The 16315-nt window shown below is 75.8% G+C and carries 10 protein-coding genes (1 of these 10 running past the window's edge); 3 read left to right on the forward strand and 7 right to left on the reverse strand.

Annotated features, from left to right (window positions below):
* On the forward strand, positions 1 to 797 hold the end of the coding sequence (gene ptsP / locus AB8735_RS07485) for a phosphoenolpyruvate--protein phosphotransferase (protein ID WP_372411792.1). 874 nt of this gene lie to the left of the window's left edge; only the last 797 of its 1671 coding nucleotides appear in the window; the start codon falls outside the window, past its left edge; the stop codon is at positions 795 to 797.
* A gap of 96 nt (positions 798 to 893) precedes the next feature.
* Here ptsP and AB8735_RS07490 read toward each other — a convergent pair whose 3' ends face one another.
* Together AB8735_RS07490 and AB8735_RS07495 are read right to left on the reverse strand one after the other, a co-directional pair.
* Positions 894 to 1793 carry a hypothetical protein gene (locus AB8735_RS07490; RefSeq protein ID WP_344022370.1) on the reverse strand — a complete coding sequence of 300 codons (900 nt, stop codon included), beginning with the start codon at positions 1791 to 1793 and terminating at the stop codon, positions 894 to 896.
* An 82-nt stretch (positions 1794 to 1875) separates the two neighbouring features.
* Positions 1876 to 3888 carry an acetoacetate--CoA ligase gene (locus tag AB8735_RS07495; protein ID WP_372406218.1) on the reverse strand — a complete coding sequence of 671 codons (2013 nt, stop codon included), beginning with the start codon at positions 3886 to 3888 and terminating at the stop codon, positions 1876 to 1878.
* A 200-nt stretch (positions 3889 to 4088) separates the two neighbouring features.
* Here AB8735_RS07495 and AB8735_RS07500 point away from each other — a divergent pair, with 200 nt between their 5' ends.
* Positions 4089 to 6470 carry a TIM-barrel domain-containing protein gene (locus AB8735_RS07500; RefSeq protein WP_372406220.1) on the forward strand — a complete coding sequence of 794 codons (2382 nt, stop codon included), beginning with the start codon at positions 4089 to 4091 and terminating at the stop codon, positions 6468 to 6470.
* Positions 6471 to 6663: 193 nt separating this feature from the next.
* On the opposite strand, the gene AB8735_RS07505 is transcribed toward AB8735_RS07500, so the two are convergent.
* From AB8735_RS07505 to AB8735_RS07515, 3 genes are read right to left on the reverse strand one after another with little or no spacing between them, the layout of a single operon-like run.
* Positions 6664 to 7047 carry a DUF742 domain-containing protein gene (locus AB8735_RS07505; RefSeq protein WP_344030059.1) on the reverse strand — a complete coding sequence of 128 codons (384 nt, stop codon included), beginning with the start codon at positions 7045 to 7047 and terminating at the stop codon, positions 6664 to 6666.
* Positions 7044 to 7502 (reverse strand): roadblock/LC7 domain-containing protein, encoded by a 459-nt coding sequence (locus AB8735_RS07510; protein WP_372406223.1) that lies wholly within the window; start codon positions 7500 to 7502, stop codon positions 7044 to 7046. The genes AB8735_RS07505 and AB8735_RS07510 overlap by 4 nt, the downstream gene beginning before the upstream one ends.
* Entirely contained in the window at positions 7499 to 9712 is a 2214-nt protein-coding gene (locus tag AB8735_RS07515; protein WP_372406225.1) for a nitrate- and nitrite sensing domain-containing protein, read from the reverse strand. The genes AB8735_RS07510 and AB8735_RS07515 overlap by 4 nt, the downstream gene beginning before the upstream one ends.
* A 485-nt stretch (positions 9713 to 10197) precedes the next feature.
* Here AB8735_RS07515 and AB8735_RS07520 point away from each other — a divergent pair, with 485 nt between their 5' ends.
* Positions 10198 to 10551, forward strand: coding sequence for a hypothetical protein (locus tag AB8735_RS07520; protein ID WP_344030050.1), 354 nt, complete (start codon positions 10198 to 10200; stop codon positions 10549 to 10551).
* A gap of 30 nt (positions 10552 to 10581) precedes the next feature.
* Here AB8735_RS07520 and AB8735_RS07525 read toward each other — a convergent pair whose 3' ends face one another.
* Entirely contained in the window at positions 10582 to 15228 is a 4647-nt protein-coding gene (locus tag AB8735_RS07525) for a hypothetical protein (RefSeq protein ID WP_372406227.1), read from the reverse strand.
* Positions 15229 to 15260: 32 nt separating this feature from the next.
* Positions 15261 to 16157 carry a hypothetical protein gene (locus AB8735_RS07530; protein ID WP_372406229.1) on the reverse strand — a complete coding sequence of 299 codons (897 nt, stop codon included), beginning with the start codon at positions 16155 to 16157 and terminating at the stop codon, positions 15261 to 15263.
* Positions 16158 to 16315: the final 158 nt, after the last annotated feature.

A 16315-nucleotide genomic window follows, 5' to 3' on the forward strand; every position in this document is an offset into this window, starting at 1 on the left:
TCTTCCTCGACGACAGTGCGAAGGCGCCGTCCGAGGAGAAGCAGGTCGAGGCCTACCGCAAGGTCCTGGAGGCGTTCCCGGAGGGCCGGGTCGTCGTGCGCGTGCTGGACGCGGGCGCCGACAAGCCGCTGGACTTCCTCACGCCGGCGGACGAGCCCAACCCGGCACTGGGCGTGCGGGGTCTGCGGACGCTGCTGGACCACCCGGAGGTGCTCCGCACCCAGCTCACCGCGCTGGCCAAGGCCGCCGAGGGGCTGCCGGTCTACCTCGAGGTCATGGCCCCGATGGTGGCGGACCGCACCGACGCCAAGGCGTTCGCGGAGGCCTGCCGCGAGGCCGGGCTGCAGGCCAAGTTCGGCGCGATGGTGGAGATTCCGTCCGCCGCGCTGCGGGCCCGCTCGATCCTGCAGGAGGTCGAGTTCCTCTCGCTGGGGACCAACGACCTGGCGCAGTACACCTTCGCGGCGGACCGTCAGGTCGGTGCCGTGTCGCGCCTCCAGGACCCGTGGCAGCCGGCGCTGCTCGACCTGATCGCGGCGTCCGCGGACGCCGCGAAGGCCGAGGGCAAGAGCTGCGGCGTGTGCGGCGAGGCCGCCTCCGACCCGCTGCTCGCCTGTGTCCTGACGGGTCTCGGGGTGACCAGCCTGTCCATGGGCGCCGCCTCGATCCCCTACGTCCGTGCCACGCTGGCCAAGCACACGCTGGCCCAGTGCGAGCGGGCCGCGGCCGCGGCCCGTGCGACGGACACGGCCGAGGAGGCCCGGCTCGCGGCGCAGGCGGTACTGTCCGGCGAATGAGCCGGTGCGCCACGTGAGTTGAGCACGTCGTGTGAGTTGAGCACGTATGCGAGTCGAGGGGTGCCCCGCCGGATCGGCGGGGCACCCCTTTCGCGTTCACGTCCCCCGGGTGTCCTCCTCCGGGTCGAGGGCGATGCCCGCCTCGTACTCGACGCCGGGCTCGGGCGGGACGGGCTCACCGGTCACCGGGTCGGTGCAGTACGCGGAGAAGACCTCGGCCTCGTTCAGCGGGCGGGGCCGGCCGCGGCGCAGGCTCCAGCCCCTGACCGCGTCCGGCTGCCCCGCGCGGTGGGTGCGGGCGACGACACCGCCGGGGCGGTCGGTGGCGATGCCCGCGGCGAGGACCGTGCAGAAGAGCAGGGCGTCCGGCTCGTCCAGCCGCAGGCCTCCCGTGTCGTCGCAGTGGGCCCGGAGCAGGGCGACCAGCGGGACGTCCCCCTCAGTAGGGACGCTGCACACCAGGTGGTGCGTCCCCGCGCCCAGTGCTTCGAGGATCCGGCGCAGGGCGCGCGAGGCCCGGGCGAAGGGCTCCCGCCCGGGGTCGTCCCCGCAGCCGGCGCAGCCGTGGCGGGTGAGCAGCTGCGTGGCGTGCTCCCAGGTGGCCTGCTGTCCCGCGGCGTCCAGGAGGCGGGGCAGCAGGCGGGCGACGGGCTGGCCCTCGTAGACGACGGTGCTGCCCGTGGCGGCGATCTCGGCGGTGTACCGGGTGCGGCTCGTGGCGCTGTCGGGGTCGAGGCCCGACCGGTCGCAGTAGTCGGCGTATTCCACCGGGTCGAACAGGGCGACGCTGGTGTGCGTGCCCCGGGCGGCGAGGGCGCGGAGCAGGCCCTCCACGTGCCGCAGATAGGCCGGGTGGTCGTCGAAGCCGAAGCTCGGGTATCTCCGCATCGTGGCGAAGTCCCGCTCGTCGGCCAGGACGGCCACCGTGCTCGGCGCCTCCCTGCGCAGCTTCCGGCGTGCGCTCTGCCGGTTCCGGATGTCGTCGGTGCGCGCCATCTCTTCCACTCCCCCTCGCGGTGTGCGACCAATGCTCACTCACCGTAACCGGGGGCACTGACAATGGCGGTCGGCGGAGGGTTCAGGCGCGGCCGCGGGCCTTGGCGAGGTCCTCGTAGAAGCGCAGCAGCTCGACGTCGTCGACCGAGCCGGGGTTGACCGCCTTCTCCAGCGGGGTGCCCTGGAGGATGCGCTTGACGGGGACTTCGAGGCGCTTGCCGGTGAGGGTGTGGGGGACGGCGCGGACCGCTATCACCTCGTCGGGAACGTGCCGGGGGGAGAGTTCCGCGCGGATGGTGCTCTTGATGCGGCCGAGGAGGTCGTCGTCGAGGGTCGCACCGGGGGCGAGGTGGACGAAGAGCGGCATCCAGTAGCCCCCGTCTGGTTCCTCGACGCCGAGGACGAGGGACTCGCGGATCTCGGGGAGCCGCTCGACGGCCTCGTAGATGTCGGCCGAACCCATGCGCACGCCCTGCCGGTTGAGGGTGGAGTCGGAACGGCCGTGGATGACGACGCTGCCGCGCGAGGTGAGGGTGATCCAGTCCCCGTGCCGCCAGACGCCGGGGAACACCTCGAAGTAGCTCTCGCGGTAGCGCTCGTCGCCGGGGTCGTTCCAGAAGCGGACCGGCATGGACGGCATGGGGCCCGCGACGACCAGTTCGCCGACCTCGTCGGTCACCGGCTCGCCCCGGTCGTTCCAGGCCTGGAGGTCCGTGCCGAGGCCCGGTGCCTGGAGTTCGCCGACGTACACCGGCAGCGTGGGGACGGCTCCGGCGAAGCAGCTGCACACGTCCGTGCCGCCGCTGACGGAGGCGATCCACATGTCCTCGGCGACCTCGTCGTGGATCCACCGGAATCCGTCCGGCGGCAGCGGCGAGCCGGTCGTCGCGACGCACCGCACGCGGGAGAGGTCGAAGTCGCGGCCCGGGTGGATGCCGGCCTTGCGGCAGGCCATGACGTAGGCGGCGGAGGTGCCGAAGAGCGTGGTGCCGGTGCGTTCGGCGACGCGCCACTGGGCGGCGGTGTCGGGGTGACCGGGGCTGCCGTCGTAGAGGACGACGGTGGCGCCCACCAGCAGGCCGGAGACGAGGAAGTTCCACATCATCCAGCCGGTGGAGGTGTACCAGAAGAACCGGTCGCCGGGGCCCAGGTCGCAGTGGAGGGCGAGCTGCTTGAGGTGTTCGACGAGGATGCCGCCCTGCGACTGGACGATGGCCTTGGGCAGGCCGGTCGTGCCGGAGGAGTAGAGCACCCACAGCGGGTGGTCGAAGGGCACCTGCTCGAAGACGGGCTCGGTGTCGCCCGTGGTGAGCGCGGACCATTCCAGGGCGCCCTCGGGGGCGGGCGTGCCGAGCAGCGGGATGTGCACCACGGCGCGCAGGGTGGGCAGTTGCTCGCGGAGCTCGGCCACCACGTCGGCGCGCTCGTGCCGCTTGCCGCCGTAGGTGTAGCCGTCGACGGTGAACAGGACGACGGGTTCGACCTGCTGGAAGCGGTCGAGGACGCTGCGGGCGCCGAAGTCGGGCGCGCAGGAGGTCCATACGCCGCCGACGGCCGCGGTGGCGAGCAGGGCGACGACGGCCTCGGGGATGTTGGGGAGGTAGCCGCTGACGCGGTCGCCGGGCCGGACGCCGAGCTCGCGCAGGGCGGCGGCCAGCGAGCCGACCTGGGCGCGGAGTTCGGCCCAGGTGACGGGTCCCGGCTCGTGGGTCTCGTCGGTGTGGAGCAGGGCGGGCTCGTCGGCGCGGGCGGGGTCCTCGGCCGCGCGCAGGGCGTGCTCGGCGTAGTTGAGGGTGGCGCCGGGGAACCAGGTGGCGCCGGGCATGGAGCGGTCGGCGAGCACGCGGGTGTACGGGGTGGAGAAGCGCACGTCGCACCACTCGGTGACGGCCTGCCAGAAGCGCTCGGGCTCCGTCACGGACCAGCGGTGCAGCGCGGCGTAGCTCGCGGCGGGGTCGCCGGGTACGGGCGCGGGGGCGCCGTGCTCCTCGGCGGCGTGTGCGTGGAAGCGGGTGACCTGGGCGCGGGCAACGCGGTCGGCGTCCGGCCGCCACAGGGGCTCCGGCTGGTCGGCGGGCTGCGGTGCGGTGGTCATCGGCTGCTCCCGGCTCTGCGCGTCGTGTGCGGGGGCCGCGCCGCCCGATGGGTACAGGCGCGCGGCTGACCAGGACGATGCCATGTGATCGACGCGCGCACCAGGGGTGTTGGCTCACATCGGCGGAGGCGCGTCCTTCCACGGGTGAACGGCGGCCGAAGGCGCTCCGTCCGGTGGTCCGCCGGTGGCAGGGTGAGCGCATGGATGCGCATGACCTGGAACGGTCGGTCAAATGGGTGACATCGTTCAGGACGGTGGGGGCGGCGCGGGTGCTGCGTTCGGTGCGGGCCGCGTGGTGGCGGCGGCGCGTGGACGCGGCGGGTCTCGCGGGGCCGGGGGCCGAGCGGGCGCGGGTGCCCGGTGCGGCGCGGGGTGCCGAGCCGGAGCCCGGCGGGGGGCTGGTGCGCTTCGCCCGGTCGTCGCTGCGGGTGCGGGTGGCGGCGGGCGGCGCGGTGTTCTGCGGCTGGGACGGGGCGGTGCCGGAGCCCTCGTACGCCCTGGCCGGTCCGGTGCCGGAGGCGGACGAACGGGCGGTGCTGGAGCCGGACCGGGACGGCGGCTGGCGGGTGGTGTCCGAGCGGGTGCTGGTGGCGGTGTCCCGGCACGGGGCGGTGGAGGTGCGCACCCCGGGCGGCGTGGTGCTGCGGCGCGACCATCCGCCGCGCTGGTGGGACCCGGTGGAGGCGGCGGCGGACGGGGCGGGGCCGCGCTGGGCGCAGCGTTCCGAAGTCCCCGCGGACGCGCGGTTCTTCGGCCTGGGCGGCCGGTCGGCGGGGCCGCGGCTGCGGGACGGGGCGTACCGGCTGTGGAACGAGGACCCCGGCGGCTCGTTCGGCCCCGGGGACGATCCGCTGTACATCACCATGCCGGTGCAGCTGGTGGTGGCCGACGCCGGGACGCACCTGGTCTTCCACGACAACCCGTGGGACGGGCGGGTGACGCTGTGGGAGGGCGAGGAGGGCGCCGGGTCGGGGCACGACCGGCCGGGCCGGTGCGAGGTGCGGATGGGCGGCGGGCCGCTGCGCTCCTGGGTGATCACGGGTCCGCCGGCGCGGGTGCTGCGCGGCTGGGCGGCGCTGACGGGCGGCGCGGCGGTGCCGCCCGCGTGGGCGCTGGGGCCGCAGCACGCGCGCTGGGGGTTCGGTGACGAGGAGGAGGTGCGGCGGGTGGTGGCGGGGTACCGGGAGCGCGGGCTGCCGCTCTCGGCGGTGCATCTGGACATCGACCACTACCGGGGACACCGGGTGTTCACGGTGGACCGCGAGCGGTTCCCCGATCTGCCCGGGCTGGCGGCCGAGTTGGGCGGGCGGGGGGTGCGGCTGGTGTCGATCGTGGATCCCGGGGTGAAGGCGGAGCCGGGGTGGGAGGTGTTCGACGGTGGGCTGGCCGCGGACGCGTTCGTCCGCGACGCGCGGGGGCGGGTGGTGCGCGGCGAGGTGTGGGCCGGGACGTCGGTCTTCCCCGACTTCACCGATCCGCGGGCGCGGGAGTGGTGGGGCGGGCTGTACGCGGAGCGGCTGGCGCAGGGCTTCTCGGGGTTCTGGCACGACATGAACGAGCCGGCCGCGTTCACCGCGTTCGGCGAGCAGACGCTGCCGCGGTCGGCCCGGCACGCGCTGGACGGCGCGGGCGGCGACCACCGCGCCGCGCACAACGTGTACGCGCTGGGCATGGCCCGGGCGGGGTACGAGGCGCTGCGCGCGCTGCGGCCGGACGAGCGGCCGTTCCTGTTCTCGCGGTCCGGCTGGGCGGGGATGCAGCGGTACGGGGGGACGTGGTCGGGGGACGTGGTGACGGGCTGGCCGGGGCTGCGGGCCTCGCTGGCCCTGGTGCTGGGGCTGGGGCTGTGCGGAGTGCCGTACTCCGGGCCGGACGTGGGCGGCTTCACCGGCTCGCCGTCGCCCGAGCTGTATCTGCGCTGGTTCCAACTGGGCGCGTATCTGCCGCTGTTCCGCACGCATTCGGCCATTTCGGCGGGGCGCCGGGAGCCGTGGGAGTTCGGGCAGGAGGTGCTGGAGCACGCGGGGGCGGCGCTGCGGGAGCGGATGCGGCTGCTGCCGTACTTCCTGACGCTCGCGCACCTGGCCCGGATGACGGGCGCCCCGTACGTACGGCCGGTGTGGTGGCGCTCCCCGGAGGACCGGGCCCTGCGGGACTGCGAGGACCAGTTCCTGCTGGGGGACGCGCTGTTGGTGGCGCCGGTGCTGGAGCCGGGGGCGGAGCGGAGGGCGGTGCGGCTGCCGCGGGGGCGGTGGTACGACGTGGCGACGGGGCGGGCGTACGAGGGGCCGGGGCAGGTGTTGGTGGATGCGCCGTTGTCGCGGATTCCGGTGCTGGCGCGGGCGGGGGCTTTGATTCCGGTGGCGGGGGCGTCAGTTTGTGCGGGCGGTGCGTCCGGGGTCGAGCTGGAGGTGTGGGCGCCGGCGGTGGGGCGCAGTGGGGGTGGGGTGGTGGTCGTCGAGCGGTCGGTGGGGGATGTGGAGGTGGTGCGGTTTGCCACGGGGTGGCGGGACGGTGTGGTGGTTGTGGAGCGGGAGGGTGGGGGTGAGGTGGGATATCCGGTGCGGGTGCGGGGGGTTTGAGGGAGGGGGGTGTTGCCCCTGGCCCGCCCTTTCACCGTTTCTTGCGCGCTGCCGCGCGGGGCAACGCGGCTGCGCCGCGTTCGTCCTCAAGCGCCGGACGGGCTGATTCAGCCCGTCCGGCGCTTGAGGACACCCGCGCGGAGCGCAAGGAAACGGTGAAAGGGCGGGCCAGGGGCAAAAACCCTCCACCCCCTCACAGCGCACGCAAGCCCGCTATCACCAGCCTCAGCACGCTCTCCTCCGGCAGTTCCGCCGGCGGGATCGGGCGGTCCACGCGGACGACCCCCGCCTCCAGCAGGTCGCCGACCAGGACGCGCACCACCCCGGGGGGCAGCTCCAGCAGGTCCGCGAGTTCCGCGACGGAGCGCGGGCGGGGAGCCGTGAGCTCAGCGATGCTCACGTGCTCGGGCCCGAGACGGTCGTCGGCCCCGCCGACGGTGCGCTCGGCGATGACGAACGCCGTCCGGTCGAGCCGGTGTTCCGCCCCGCCCCGCGTCCGCCCCCGCGTCATCGCGTACGGCCGGACCACCGGCCCGGCGTCGTCGTCGTACCAGTGCCCGTCCGTCCGGTCCGTCATCCGCCGGCGGCCTCGCCGGTGCGCGGTGCGCTGGCCAGGTGGGCTCCGACGCGCTTGACGAGCAGCGTCATCTCGTAGGCGATGAGCCCGATGTCGGAGTCCGCGGCGGCGAGCACGGCGAGGGCGCTGCCGTGCCCGGCGGCGGTGACGAACAGGAAGGCGCCGTCGAGTTCGACGACGGTCTGGCGGACCTCCCCGGCGTCGAAGCGGCGTCCCACGCCCTTGGCGAGGCTGTGGAAGCCGGAGGCGACGGCGGCCAGGTGCTCCCCGTCCTCGCGGCCGAGGTCCTTGGAGGCGCCGAGGGCCAGTCCGTCGCCGGAGAGGACGAGCGCCTTGCGGATGTCGGCCACGCGGTCGACGAGGTCGTCGAGGAGCCAGTTGAGGTTGCTGCTGCCGGTGCCGGCCGTGGTGGCCGTGGTGGCTGTGTCTGCCGATGCGTTGCGTATGGCGGTCATCGACCGTCCCTTTCGTCGGTGGTTCCGGTGCTGTCGTGCTCGTGCTCTTGTTCAGTGGCGGCCCGGCCGCGGCGCCAGCCCCGCTGGAGGGAGGCCATGCGCGCGCGGACGTCCTCGGCGTCGCGCACCGCTTCGTGCGTGGTGGTGTCCGCCGGCCGCGGCACGGGCCCGGCGCGGCGGATGCGCCGGGGCAGGACCGGGGTGTCCTCGTCGTGGTCGAACGGGCGGGGCCGGGGCTCCGGTTGGGGCGGCCCGACGGGCACGACGGGCGCCGTCGCGGGCTTGGCGGGCACGTCCCCGAGGAGCGCGGCGGGGAGGAGGACGACGGCCGTGGTGCCGCCGTAGGGGGACGGCTGGAGGGAGACGCGCACGTCCTGGCGCCGGGCGAGCCGGCTGACGACGAACAGGCCGAGCCGGTCGGTGTCGGAGAGCTCGAACTCCGGCGCCTCCGCGAGGGCGAGGTTGGCCTCCAGCAGGACCTCGGGGGCCATGCCCATGCCGCGGTCGTGGATCTCCAGGGCGAAGCCGTTGGGCACCCGCTCGCCCACGACCTGAACGGTGGAGTGCGGCGGGGAGAACACCGTGGCGTTCTCCAGGAGTTCGGCCAGCAGGTGGGTGAGGTCGGCGACGGCGGGGCCCCGGACGGCCAGCGCGGGCAGCCGCCGCAGTTCGATGCGCTCGTACGCCTCGACCTCGGCGACGGCGCCGCGGACGACGTCCGTCAGCCGGACGGGCTTGCGCCACTGCCGGGAGGGGGCGGCGCCGGAGAGGATGACCAGGCCCTCGGCATGGCGTCGCATGCGGGTGGTGAGGTGGTCGAGGCGGAAGAGGGCGGCGAGTTCGTCGGGGTCGTCGGTGCGCCGTTCCATGGTGTCCAGCAGGGCGAGCTGGCGGTGCAGCAAGAGCTGGGAGCGGCGGGCGATGTTGACGAAGACGGCGGAGACGCCGCGGCGCAGGTCGGCCTGTTTGACGGCGGCCTCGACGGCCGCCCGCTGGAGGGTGTTCAGGGCCCGTCCGACCTGGCCGAGTTCGTCGTCCGTGTGCTCCAGGCGGGGCACCTCGGTCTCGACGTCCACCGGTTCGCCGGCGGCGAGGCGGCGCAGCACGGCCGGCAGGCGCACGCCGGAGACCTCGTGGGCGTCCCGGCCGATCTGCCGCAGGTCGCGGACGAGTCCGCGGCCGGTGCGCCAGGAGACGACGACGGAGGCGACGAGGGCGGCGAGGCCGAGGACGCCGGCGAGGGCGGCCTTGGTGAGCACCCAGGTGGCGACGGGGTCGAGCCGGTCCTGGTGGCGGCGGTTGGCCTCGGCGTCGAGCCGGGCGAGGTCGGCGAGGACGGTGCTCGCAGCGGCCTGCCAGCGGGCGGCGTCGACGGCGCGGGCCGCGCGGCCGGGCCCGGCGAGGACGACGGCGTTCTCGGCCGTCTCCAGGGCGCGGGCCTCGGTGCCGCGCCAGTAGTCGTCGAACATCTTCTGGTCCTCGACGGGCAGGACGGCGACGTTGGTGCGGTAGAGGACGGTGCGTTCGGCGATGTGGTCGGAGAAGGCGCGGAGTTGGCGCGCGTCCATGCCGTCCCCGGCGGAGGCGGCGGCGAACAGGGCGTCCTCGCGGGAGAGGGCCTCGCGGGAGGAGCCGAGGCCCACCAGGGCGCGTCGCTGCTGTTCGAGGCCGGCGTCCCGGACGGAGCCGAGGAGGGTGAGGAAGTCGATGTGGGCCTCGATGGCCTCGTCGTACGTCCGGACGGCCTCGTCGGGCGGGACGGAGCCGGCGCGGGCCCGGTAACGCAGGGCCGGGAGGCGGTCGAGCCGGCGTTCCATGGCGGCGAACCAGTCCGCGGCGGCGGGGCTCATGTCGTCGCGGACGTCGCCGTCGGCGCCGGAGCGGAGGGCGGCGCGGGCCTTGTCGGTGGCGCGTTCGGCGCCGTGCAGGGCGGTGAGCGCGGCCGTGCGGGTGCGGGAGGGGGCCGCGCCGGGGCGGGGGCGGGGGGTGGCGAGGACGACGAGGGCCTGGCGGCGTTCGGTCTGGAGGGCCGTGATCACGTCCTCGGCCGGGTCGCCGATCTTGCGGGAGACCTCGGCGGCGGTGAGCAGTTCGGCCGCTTCCTGGCCGGTGATCGCCGTGGCGAAGGCCCACAGCACCGTCAGGCTCAGCAGGGGCACCAGCAACAGCCCCACGATCTTCCGGCGGATCGACTTGCCGCGAAAAGGCACGCTCCCGTGAAAAGGCACGCTCCCGCGAAAGGGCACGTTCCCGCGAAAGGGCATGGCCTCCCCCACTGCACCCCGCGGCCCGGGGGTGGTGCTCCGACAGTGCTGCGGTGCGTGAGCCTACTACTGCGGGGATTACGGCTCGAAGGGCTGTACGCCCCTGCGGAGCAGGGGTGTTGAGCAAGTCGTCCGACTTCTCCCGTGATTCCCGGACTTCTTCCGTCCGCATCCGGTGCGGCCACTCCCTGGAACGGGTGATTCCGGTTCTGTCGGGGCGACCGTCCCCGCCGTACGCCCAGGTGGCCGCTCAAGTGACCGGAATCCTGCGCCGGTTCGGGGCGGGCCCGGCCATCGCCGCCCGTACCGCCGGGCGGAGACCCCGGGCCACGGCCCCGCACCGGCGCACGCGGGCCCGTCGTCCGGGTTATTTTGGGCACACCTGCGGGAAAAGCCCGAGCGCGGGCAGCCACTGGGGGAGGTGAGCCGCCATGGACGGGACACGGCGCGTGGAACGGCCCGGGGCGCGCAGACCGTTGTGGGTCGACGAACCGGTCCACCGGCCCCGGATGCCGGACCCGGTGCGCGCCGCGGCGGTGCGCGCGGTGCTCTTCGTGGCGCTGACGCTGCTCCAGGCGATGATCGTGCTGCTCTTCACCCTCGCCGGTTCCTGGTGGGCCTTCCCCATGGTGCTGGCCACGGTGGCCAGCACCGTGGCCACGACGTGGTGCGTGCTCGACGTCTGGGTCACGCGGCAGGTGTGGCGGCAGCGGCACGGGGTGGTGTCCGTGCCGAGCAGTACGGCGCGGGAGGTCCGGCGGGTGGGGCGGCCCCGGTATCCGTGACCGGTCGCGGATACCGGGGCCGCCCCGCCCTCAGACTCCCCGGAGGGGGCGGCCCCCGGACGGGACGGCCTCCCCTTCCGGCCGGCGGAACATCCGCGTCGCCGTGATCTCGCCGTGCACCGGCTCCGACTCCGGGTCCTGCTGGGGCAGGCCCGGCCGCAGGTGCTCCTCGACGCTGATGTACTTCAGGCCCGCCCGCAGGTCGGCATCGTTGCGCAACCGGATGACCAGCGGGAACTCGGCCAGCGCCGTGGTGTCGAACAGACCGGTGGTGTAGAGCAGCTGGACGCCCAAGGCGTCGGCCACGGCCCGCTGGAGCTCCAGCAGATAGGTGGCGTTGGCGCGGCCGATGGGGTTGTCCAGGAACAGCGTGCCCGCGTGCTTCTGCCGGTCCCGCCCGCGGTCGTTGCTGCGCAGGGCGGCCATGGTGCAGTAGAGGGCGATCGCCGCGGTCAGCAGCTGGCCGCCGGAGAACACGTCGCCCATCTGTCCGACCGGCACCCGCTCGGCGCGCAGCACCGCGTCCGGCTTGAGGATCTCGACGGCCACGCCGCGCGGCAGCAGCGCCGCCCCGACGCCGCGCAGCAGCAGCGACATGCCGTCGCGGCGCAGGTCGGAGTTCTTCCTGACGGCGGAGCGGGTGGCCTCGTCGATCACCTCGCCCAGCCGCTCGGTGAGGGTGCTCTGGTCGGGGTCCTCGAAGCGGATGCGCAGGAACTCCTGGCCGGACCACTCCCCCAGCCCCTCCGGCAGCCTCGACAGCCGCTGGGCGGAGCGCAGCGTGGTGAGCGAGGACTCCACCAGGCCGCGCAGCCGGTCGACGATGCTGTCGCGGTTGCGCTCCAGCTGCTCCAGCTCGTCGGTGAGCACGCGCAGCCGGGGCGCGAAGGCGTCCGCCCAGGCGGCGGCGTGCTCCGGCAGGGCAGAGGCGGGCAGTTCGCGGATCTGCTGGCGGGCGGGGGTGCGGACCTGCTCGTAACGGGTGGCGTTGGCGTGGCGGACGAGGATGTCGCTCGCCTCGCGGACGGCCGCCTCGGCCGTCGACAGGTCGCCCGCGCAGCCGCGCAGCGAGCGCCGGGCCTCGGCCGCCGCCTGACGGGCCTCCTCCAGGGTGCCGGTGTACGGCTCGGGCTGCTCCTCGGCCTCCTCGGGGGCGTTGTCGCGCAGCAGGTCGCGCAGGAGGGCGGCGGTGTCGTCGAATCCGCCGGCCGCGTCCTCGGCGGCGCGGTGGGCGCGCAGCAGGTCGGCGTGGGCGGTGCGGGCGCCGTCCAACGCGTCGGTGCGGGCGGCCAGTTCGGCGGTGGCGGTGCGCAGCAGCTCCTTGGCCTGCTCCGCGTCGGCGGGCTCGCGCTCCTCGGGGAGCTCGGCGTGCGCGTCGCCGTCGGCGGGGGCCAGCCGCTCGGCCTCGCCGCGCAGCCGGCCGAGCTGCTCGCTGGCCGTGGACGCGCGGCCCTCCAGCAGCTGGACCAGGGCCTCGGCGCGGGCGGCGGCGGCCTGGCGGGACGGGCCGTCGGCGCCGTCGGGGCTCTCCAGCAGCTGGGCGGCGCGGGTGCGCACCTTGTTGGTGAGGCGGTCGAGTTCGGCGCGGGCGGCGCTCTCGTCGCTCTCGGCGCGGGCCTGCTCGGCGCGCAGGTCGGCGCCGACGCCGACCTTCTCGTAGACCTGGGAGGCGGCGCGGTAGGCCTCGCGCAGCGCGGGCAGGGAGTCGCCCGCCCCCGGCCCGTCCTCGACGGCCTCGTCGGGGGCGCCGGCGATCTCCGCGCGCTCGGCGCGCAGCGCACGGGCCGTACGGCGCGCGTCGTCGGCCGCGCGCTGGGCGGTGCGGCGGTCCTCGTCGGCGGCGCGGGCGCGGTCCACGCAGGCGGCGGCGCGCTCCTCCGACTCGGCGGCCTCCTCGGCGAGTTCGCGCAGCCGGGTCTGCCAGCGGGAGCGCTCGCGCAGCCGGTGGGCGAGACCGGCCAGCGCGTCGGCGACCCGGCGGGCGCGCTGGGCGGCCTCCTGGCGCTCGTCGCGCACCGCGGCGGTCCGCGCGGCGGCCTCCTCGGCCTCGGCCCGGGCGGCACGGGCCGCGGTCAGCACCTCCTGGGCGGCGTCGGCGACCGTGCGGCAGCGCCCGGCCTCGGCGGCCAGCTCGGCGAGCCGGCCCTCCGGGCAGCCGGCGCGCCAGGAGGACAGCCGGGCGGCGAGGGTGCGGTCGGCCGCCAGCCGGGCGGCGACGGCGCGGATCTCCTCGTCGCGGGCGGCGGCCCGCTCGCGCAGGGCGTGCCGCTCCTCGTCGGCGGCGCGCTCGTCGTGCATGGCGGGGTTCGGCGGCACCAGGAAGACGTCGGAGACGCCGCTGTCCCCGCCCTCCGGAGCCGGGGCCAGGAGGGCGGCGGCGGTGCCGACGGCCACGGCGGAGCGCGGCAGCAGCGAGGCCGCGCCCAGCACCTCGCGGGCGCGGAGGTGGGAGTCGGGGTCGGTGATGACGACGCCGTCCACCAGCTCGGGGCGGCGCGCGAGCACGGCGGCGTGCTCGGCCGGGTCCACCGACTGGGCGAGGTAGCGCCAGCCGGGGAGCGCGGGGATGCCGTGCTCGCCCAGGAACTCGACGGCGGCCAGGACATCGGGGCCGGCGGGCAGCAGGCCGCCGTCGCCCAGCGCGCCCAGGATCCGCGAGTCGTCGGCGGCGGCGGTGCGCAGGTCGAACAGGTTCCGCTCGGCGGCGGCGACGTTGTCGTCGAGCAGCTCGCGGAGCGCGTCCGCGTTGCGGTCGAGCTCCTCGGCGGACAGGGCACCGCCGTGCGGGGCGTCGCCGGAGCGCTGCCCCGGGACCGGACCGGGCGCCGACTGGCCGGGCAGGCCGAGGAGTTCGGCGATGCGCCGCTCCGCGCCGAGCGCCTCCGCGGCGCGGCGCTCGGCCCCGTACGCCGCCTCGGCGGATGCCGCGGCGTCGGCCGCGCGGGCCGCCGCCAGCTCGGCGCGCGACTCGGCGCCCGCGGCGTCCTTCGCCTGCGCGGCGGTCTGGAGGGCGGCCTCGCGGACCGTCTCGTACGCGGCCGACGCGGCCTTCTCCGCGTCACTGGCGGCGAGCGCGGCGCGGGCCGGGTCGGCGTCGGGTGCCGAGTCGTCGAGCCAGCCGGCCCGGACGGCCTCGGCGGTCTCCTGCTCGACCTCGGCGAGGCGCTGGCGCAGGTGCCCGCCCTCGCTGCGGGCGCGCTGGGCCTCGGTGGCGGCGGTGGTGGCGTCGCGGTGGGCGGCCTCGCCGGTCTCCTGGAGGACCGCCGAACGCTCCTCCTGCTCGTTGGCGAGGCTCTCGGCGCCCTCCGCCGCGCCGTTGAGCGCGCGCACCAGGGCGGCGGCCGCGCGGGAGCGGGCCTCCAGCGCGGGGGCCGCGTCGCGCTCGGCCTCGTGGATGGCGGCGGCGACGCGGGCCGAGCGGTCGGCCGCGGCGCGGTGGCGCAGCACGGTCTCGGCCGCCTGCCACGCCGAGTGCAGCGTACGGGCGTCGTTGAGCTCGCGGCGCTGGGCGGCGGCGGCCTTCTCGGCGGCGGCCAGCGCCAACGAGGCGTGCCGGTAGGCGAGTTCGGCGGAGACGGCGGCGCTGCGGCCGCGCGCGGTCTCGGCGTCGGTGACGCGGTGCGCGGCGGCGGCCACCTGCTCGGCGAGCTCGGCCGCGCGCCCGCGCTCCTCGGCGGCACGGGCCGTCAGGCGGCGGGCCAGGACGCGGGTGCGGCGCTCGGCCCCGGCATGCACGCCGCGGGCCGTCTCCCGGCGGCCGCCGGCCTCGACGATGCGGGAGAGCAGGTCCAGGGAGCCGGCGGTGAAGTCCCGCTCGGCGGTCAGCTCGGCGCGGCGGCCGAGCTTGTGGGCGAAGCCGTGCACGAGGTCGGCCAGGCCGTCGGTGTCCCGGGTGTCGGTGACGGCGCGCAGCAGCAGGTCGGTGAAGTCGGAGTCGTTCTTCACCGCGAAGAGGCCGGCGGCCTCGCCCTCGTCGGCATTCATCTCCCGCTGGTAGCGGAAGAGTTCGGGGTCCAGGCCGAGCTCGCCGAGGTGCTCGTTCCAGCGCTCGTGGATCTCCTCCCACACCACGTCCAGGTGCGGGTATGCCTTGCCGGCCTCGGTGAGGGCGTCGCGGAAGCCCTTCATCGTGCGGCGGCGGCCGCGGGCGCCGGAGCCGCCGTCGGCCGAGGGGCGCATGGCGGTGGACTCGGCGACCGGCAGCGCGTCCAGGCTCATCCCCGGGCCGGGGCGGAACGAATACCACGCCTCGGCGAACTTGCGCGGGTCGCTGGAGACCTGACGGCCGCGCCACTCGCTGACCTTGCCGACCACGACCGTCTCGCCGGTGAGGACGTGCTGCCACTCCAGCGCGACATGGCCGCAGTCGTCGGCGAGGAGGAACTTGCGCAGCACGCCGGAGCTGGCGCCGCCGAGGGTGTTGCGGTGGCCCGGCAGCATCACCGAGAAGATCAGCTTGAGCAGGACGGACTTGCCGCCGCCGTTCTCCAGGAACAGCACGCCCGCCGGGGCGGGGCGGCGCGGCGGGCCGACCGGCTCGTCCTCGAAGAACTCCGCCTGCGTGGGTGCGGGCGTGGGCACGGGCGCACCCACCCCCCGCAGATCCAGCACGGTGTCGGCGTAGCGCGCACCGGCGGGCCCGATGGAGTAGAGGCGGACCCGGGACAGCTCGTACATGGCGGCGGACTCTCGTTGCTCGCGGTTCGTGGTCAGTTGGCGTGGAAGGGCAGGCCGGCGTCGGCGACCAGCTCGAGGTCGTCGGCGTCGTCCGGCGGCAGCAGGCTGGGCAGGCCGTCGCCCACCGGCACGACGCCCAGCTCCAGCAGCTCCGTCATGGCGGCGCTGCCGGCCATGTCGCGGACCTGGAGCTGGTAGCGCGGGGTCGTGCGGAAGGCGCCGCCCGCGTCGTCGCCGGTGCGCTGGAGGAAGCCGGAGTCGACGAGGAAGGCGACGGCCTTGGCGATGATCCCGGTGGTCGAACCGGCCAGCCGACGGGCGTCCTTGGTGGCGCCGGTGGCGCTTCGCCGCGCGTAGACCCGCCAGGCGGCCTCCAGGCCGGGGGCCTCACTGACCGGGTCGGTGTTCTCCCCGCCCTCGGCGGCCCGCTCCTCCAGCCGGCGGCAGGCCTGGCGGACGAAGGCGTCCACGCCGTTGACGGTCACCCGGCCGATGTAGCCGTCGTCGGCGAGGTCCTCGGGGCGAGGGAAGGCCATGGCCGCGACGGCGAGATGGGCCAGCCCGTGCAGGAAGCGGTCCCCGGAGTCGACGGTGGCCCGGCGGGCGTAGTCGCCCATGCGGACGGCGAAGACCGAGTCCTCGGCGGCGGTGACGGCCATCCCGGCCCGGGTGGACACCTCCAGCACGACGAGCCCGAGCCCGGCGGCGACGGCGTCGGCGAGCCGGGCGAACGCGGGGTCCTCGCGGTGGCGGCGCAGCAGCTCGGTGTACTCGGCGTCGCGGGCGGGCTGGAGCTTGGGCTGGAGGCCGAAGGCGATGAGCCTTGCGGCGTCGGCGGCGTCGGCGGGGGTGAGGGGGGCACCGCCGGACCGCTCCGGCTCGGCGCCGGGGGCGTCCGGCGTCTCGTCGACGAGGTCGTGGTCAGTCACGGGTGTGGCTCCTGTTGCGTGGTGGCTGCGGCTGCGTGGGGGGATGGAGTGTGCCCCGGTCCCGCCCTTTCACCGTTTCTCCCGGGGCTGCGCCCCTCGGCCCGAAGCGCCCTGCGGGCGCTGTCCTCAATCGCCGGACGGGCTGATTCGTGCGCCCG

Origin of the sequence: Streptomyces luteireticuli, from assembly GCF_041519305.1 — a bacterium.
Taxonomy (GTDB): domain Bacteria; phylum Actinomycetota; class Actinomycetes; order Streptomycetales; family Streptomycetaceae; genus Streptomyces; species Streptomyces luteireticuli.

Bases quoted from the DNA above. Each gene is read 5' to 3' on its own strand.
- AB8735_RS07490 (WP_344022370.1), bottom strand. From the start codon at position 1,793: ATGGCGCGCACCGACGACATCCGGAACCGGCAGAGCGCACGCCGGAAG.
- AB8735_RS07495 (WP_372406218.1), bottom strand. From the start codon at position 3,888: ATGACCACCGCACCGCAGCCCGCCGACCAGCCGGAGCCCCTGTGGCGG.
- AB8735_RS07500 (WP_372406220.1), top strand. From the start codon at position 4,089: ATGGATGCGCATGACCTGGAACGGTCGGTCAAATGGGTGACATCGTTC.
- AB8735_RS07505 (WP_344030059.1), bottom strand. From the start codon at position 7,047: ATGACGGACCGGACGGACGGGCACTGGTACGACGACGACGCCGGGCCG.
- AB8735_RS07510 (WP_372406223.1), bottom strand. From the start codon at position 7,502: ATGACCGCCATACGCAACGCATCGGCAGACACAGCCACCACGGCCACC.
- AB8735_RS07520 (WP_344030050.1), top strand. From the start codon at position 10,198: ATGGACGGGACACGGCGCGTGGAACGGCCCGGGGCGCGCAGACCGTTG.
- AB8735_RS07525 (WP_372406227.1), bottom strand. From the start codon at position 15,228: ATGTACGAGCTGTCCCGGGTCCGCCTCTACTCCATCGGGCCCGCCGGT.